The 4,663-nt window shown below is 35.7% G+C and carries 5 protein-coding genes; 2 read left to right on the top strand and 3 right to left on the bottom strand.

The window, feature by feature from the left end:
- Positions 1 to 296 precede the first annotated feature (296 nt).
- Positions 297 to 734 (top strand): GNAT family N-acetyltransferase, encoded by a 438-nt coding sequence (locus AACX68_RS05280; RefSeq protein ID WP_228860774.1) that lies wholly within the window; start codon positions 297 to 299, stop codon positions 732 to 734.
- Positions 735 to 836: 102 nt separating this feature from the next.
- Here AACX68_RS05280 and AACX68_RS05275 read toward each other — a convergent pair whose 3' ends face one another.
- Positions 837 to 2,030: an MFS transporter gene (locus tag AACX68_RS05275; protein WP_228860773.1), complete on the bottom strand. Its 1,194-nt coding sequence runs from the start codon at positions 2,028 to 2,030 to the stop codon at positions 837 to 839.
- 120 nt (positions 2,031 to 2,150) lie between these two features.
- Between AACX68_RS05275 and AACX68_RS05270 the strand changes: the two genes are divergently transcribed.
- Positions 2,151 to 2,738: a TetR/AcrR family transcriptional regulator gene (locus AACX68_RS05270; protein WP_228860772.1), complete on the top strand. Its 588-nt coding sequence runs from the start codon at positions 2,151 to 2,153 to the stop codon at positions 2,736 to 2,738.
- 62 nt (positions 2,739 to 2,800) lie between these two features.
- Here the strand turns inward: AACX68_RS05270 and AACX68_RS05265 are convergent, their stop codons facing one another.
- Together AACX68_RS05265 and AACX68_RS05260 are read right to left on the bottom strand one after the other, a co-directional pair.
- Positions 2,801 to 3,385, bottom strand: coding sequence for an ATP-dependent Clp protease proteolytic subunit (locus AACX68_RS05265; RefSeq protein ID WP_228860771.1), 585 nt, complete (start codon positions 3,383 to 3,385; stop codon positions 2,801 to 2,803).
- A 194-nt stretch (positions 3,386 to 3,579) separates the two neighbouring features.
- The gene (locus AACX68_RS05260; protein WP_228860770.1) at positions 3,580 to 4,221 is read right to left on the bottom strand and encodes a TetR/AcrR family transcriptional regulator; all 642 of its coding nucleotides are present in this window, start codon (positions 4,219 to 4,221) and stop codon (positions 3,580 to 3,582) included.
- Between the last annotated feature and the right edge of the window lie 442 nt (positions 4,222 to 4,663).

Genomic DNA, 4,663 nt, shown 5'->3' with positions numbered 1-4,663 from the left:
ATTATATAAAACGGAGTGGTAGCTTGTTAAATGATATTGATCCTGACAAAGTCAATATTATTGCTGATGCGATTATACATATGAATAATGTCTTTGGTGAAAAACATCATTACTACTACATGCTGTAGAGCATCTTTTAAAAAAGCAAAGCTTATTATCAGGTGAAAGAAAAAATTATCTAAAAGACATGATGAAATCAGTGAATAAGGTTTCATATTTTTTGGATCCCAGTGTAGGATTCAGTTTCAAGCGAAAAATATTAAAGTTGTAATTTGTTACACTTAAAGGGGAATAATATGAAGCAAGTTATGCAATGGAAACGTGATGATTATTGGATTACAACAGATAAGAGTAAGATTGATGTCAATTTTGTACATAATAACCTTACTCAATTATTTTGGGCTCTAGGAATTGAATTTGAAAAAGTTAAAACTGCGGTAGAAAATAGTGTATGCTTTTTATTATCCCATCAAGATAAAAAAATTGGATTCGCCAGATTAATAACTGATTTCTCTACGTTTTCTTATGTTGTAGATGTATTTATTATTGATGAATATCAAAAGAAAGGATTAGGGCGCTGGTTAATGGAGTGCGTTTTACAGCATCCAGCCGTTACCGATGTGGGTCATGTTACACTGGTAACGTCTTCAGCCAGCTGGCTTTATAAGAAACTGGGATTTAAACCTGTTACAGAGCAAGATTTCGTCTGGACGCTGGAGAAAAGGCAAAAGTAGTCACTTTATTCAATCCAATCTGTTAATTCCAGTCAGTCAATTTTTTCGGATTGTGCATTACCTGTGAGCATACTCTTATAGCCTGATTTTGATCAGGCTTATTTAGATCTCATTTTTTTTAATATCAGAAAACAAAGTCAGTAATCCTATGAAAGCCATAATGCAACCTGCCCATAATGGTGCTTTTAATCCCCAACCTAAACTAATGAATAATCCACCTAACGAAGCACCAATGACAACGCCAAGTGTAATGACAGAGGTATGAATAGTATTTACAAATGGGCGACCGTTAGCTGTTCTCATTACCCGTGTAACCATAGCTGGGTTCATTGTGACACCAACTAAGCCAATTCCTATTAATGAAAATGTGGCGAGTAATTTGTTTTCAGCAAAAGTCCCAAATAGCATGAGAAATAAGGTTAATAGTGTTAAGCCAGCTACTAGAATGATGATCGTATAACGTTCAGCTAATTTTCCAACAATGATATTACCTATTATTGTTGCGATACCATAGAAGATAAGCAGGCTGGCAATTGTTTCTTCTTGATAACCTGTCACGTCTTTTAATATGGGTGTGAAGTAAGTAAAGGCGGCAAAAGTAGCACCAATAATCAGTAAACTGGTGGAAAAAACTCGCCATAATTCTGGATTGTTAAGAGTATAAAATTCAGCTCGTAAACTGATTGAAGATTGTTTTGGAATAAACGGAAGCCAGAATAAGCTAATGATCCCGGCAATAGTAGCGAGGACAGAGGTTGTCCAAAAGCTGATTCTCCAGCCAATATATGTGCCTATCAGGTTCGCCATTGGTAATCCTAATATGGTTCCTATCATAATACCGGAGAGAACAATAGAAATTGCCCACCCTCGCTGCTGCTTTGCCACAATTTCTGCGCAAATAGATACAGACATACCAAAAAAGGCACCAGAAACAGCTCCGGTTATTACTCGAGCAATTGCCAGAACGGTATAAGAATCAGCTAATGCCCCAAGTATTTCGCCGATAATAAAAATCAAATAAAGGCTAAGTAATGCAGTTTTGGGAGGCGTTTTTAATAAACCCAGTGTAAGTAACGGACCACCAAAAGCCATGGCTAAAGCATATAGAGAGACCAGATAACCAATTTCAGAAATAGAAACGTTTAAGTCATCAGCCATGATTGTCACCATACCTGTGACCTGAAATTCGCTGGTGACCATAGCGAAGACGCCGAATGCCAGTATATAAATAGACAGAGGGATCGTACTTTTAGTTATTGCAGCTGGAATAGCGATATTGCCTTTACATTTTTCCATTTTATCGCCTTGCTTATCGAATGTTTATTTTGTAGTGGTTATTACAAAATTATCTTACTTGCTAAAACTGATCAAGGGATTTATGTTATTCTCACTACAGAAATGACGAAGGTACATATAATGGCATCGCGTGGACGTCCTTTGAGTTTTGACCGTGAGGTTGCTCTCCAACAAGCAATGGAGGTTTTTTGGTCTAAAGGATATGAAGGAACACAACTTGTTGATCTAACCGCGGCAATGAATATCAATCCTCCTAGTTTTTATGCAGCATTTGGCAGTAAAAAACAGGCTTTTTATGCGGCGGTTGATTTATATATTAAAACCATAGGCGCTAAAGCTATGGATAGCCTTAACAATGCAGAAAGTGTAAAGCAAGGGTTGCGTGCTATGTTAGAGGTTTCTGTGGAAGTAGCTACTTCGAATCAGTCAGGCGGATGTTTACTCGTTCTGGGAATAGTCAATAATTTACAAGAAAACGAGGATGCTTATGCTTACCTGAAAGAGGTTCGTCAATATACATGGAAGCTAATTCACACACGGATAGCGAAAGCAGTAGCAGATGGTGAATTATCGGGTGAAACGGATACAGGAAAATTAGCATCTTATTTTTTAGGAATTATGCAGGCCATTTCATTTCAGGCTCGCGATGGTGTTTCCAGAGAAGATCTCATGTGTTTGATTGAGCCTGCAATGGCTGTAATACCTTGAAAAATCGTCAACGCCATTACAGGTCACACATCATGGCCTGATAAGTTGCCAAACAGCCGTTGCTATCCTGCTTTTAACTCACTCCAGTGGCTGATAATTTGCCCGACAATGCCGTAATCACGGGCTTCCTCCGGCCCCATCCAGAAATTACGGTCGGTATCTTTTGCCACTTTATCTATAGGGTGCCCGGTGGCTTCACTGATAAGCTGATTTATACGGCCACGCATTTTTAATATTTCTTTTGTTTCAATTTCGATATCGGTAGCTCTTCCCTGAACGCCACCTAAAGGCTGGTGGATCATAAATCGGGTATTAGGAAGGCAATAACGATGTTCTTTTTTGGCGGCAAGGAAGAGAGTAATACCTGCACTGGCGACCCAGCCAGTACCAATCATAAGCACCTCTGGCTGAATAAATTTGAACATATCATGCAGAGTATCCCCGGATTCGACGTGTCCACCCTGGCTGTTAACAAAAACTTTTACAGGGTTATTATTGAGCTCCTGTAGTAGAAGAAGCTGAGTTATCACTTTTTCAACCAGCTGTTGGTTAATCTCACCAGAGATAATTATAGAACGTGATTGAAAGAGTTTGTCGTGGAAAAGTGGCGTGATGAGATTATTTTTTTCTAGGCTGTTGTCTGTCATTTCTATTCTCACTTAAAAAATATTGTTTACAGTAGTATACAATATAGTATTAAAAATATTTTTCTGGACTATCACCTTATAAAATAAACAAACTAAACTTTACTTTTCACGCGACCGGAAGCCTTTATAGCCTATAAAACAACTAATCTAATTGGAGGTGTATGATGGAGATTGGCATTTATATATTGTAATTTTTATTTTTCAATTTTATTTATTGTAACATTTTTTATTATCGTTATAGGCTTTAATATCATCTCAGCACTATGCACTAATGGTATTAATGTTTCTGCTCTTTCACCTGCCCTTGCTCGTAGAGATATTGAATGTAAAATGGCGATAATTAATTGAGAAATAATATCAATATCCGTATCAGGGAGAAATTCTCCATGATTTTTTGCTTCATTTAAAACTTTTTTTATCTGATTGATTTGTATTTGAATTACCATTGCAAGATATTGCTGAATTTCAGGTGACGCTATTTCTGCTACTGCTGTTGATAAAACCATGCAGCCCAATTGCCCGTCTTTACCAGTATATAAATCAATAGAATCAATTAAATATCTAGTTATGCGATCAGTGATCGTATCATTTTCATGTTGTTTTTTAAGTGCATTCTCAGTACATGCGGTTGCTATAGAGCCAAAATTATCCATAGCTTTTTTATAAATAGCTAATTTATTTCCAAATGCTGCATAGAGACTTGGTTTATTCATTGAGGTTTCTGTTACTAAATCATCTAAAGATGTTGTAGTAAACCCTTTACGCCAAAAGAGAGACGTAATATTACTGATGGCTAATTTACTGTCATAATTACGTGGACGACCCTTTTTTTTCATTTCTTACTACTCGGTAAAATAATCATTTACAGAGTATAAAACAAGTGGCATTATTTTACTAACCAGTAAAATAATAATATTAAGGAAGTGGAATCCCGTTATTATCAATGTGATTTAAAATGATGTGATGAAACAAATTGGGAAATTAAATGAATGTAACTCTATTTTTATATGGTCATAAATATGATAATTCGATTATTAAATAATGTTACATTTAAAAACATTAGTTAATAGTTAATCATGCAATTTGTTAAAATTTTACCGTAAGGTTGAGGAATGTTATGAAAATAAATGTCATAATGAATAAAACCGAAATGAAATTTTTTATCGAAAATTTAATCCATCATGGTTCTGATTATTATACGGAACTATGTGATGAGTTTAGGCATGATGAAGAAATATCTAAAAATCACATTCTTAATATTTTGGATAGTGATGGAGT

Source organism: Xenorhabdus sp. PB61.4 (assembly GCF_963894935.1).
GTDB lineage: Bacteria > Pseudomonadota > Gammaproteobacteria > Enterobacterales > Enterobacteriaceae > Xenorhabdus > Xenorhabdus stockiae.
This window is presented reverse-complemented; position numbering and strand designations above follow the sequence as displayed.

Coding starts and splice junctions, on each gene's coding strand:
- AACX68_RS05270 (WP_228860772.1), top strand. CDS start 2,151: ATGGCATCGCGTGGACGTCCTTTGAGTTTTGACCGTGAGGTTGCTCTC.
- AACX68_RS05265 (WP_228860771.1), bottom strand. CDS start 3,385: ATGACAGACAACAGCCTAGAAAAAAATAATCTCATCACGCCACTTTTC.
- AACX68_RS05275 (WP_228860773.1), bottom strand. CDS start 2,030: ATGGAAAAATGTAAAGGCAATATCGCTATTCCAGCTGCAATAACTAAA.
- AACX68_RS05280 (WP_228860774.1), top strand. CDS start 297: ATGAAGCAAGTTATGCAATGGAAACGTGATGATTATTGGATTACAACA.
- AACX68_RS05260 (WP_228860770.1), bottom strand. CDS start 4,221: ATGAAAAAAAAGGGTCGTCCACGTAATTATGACAGTAAATTAGCCATC.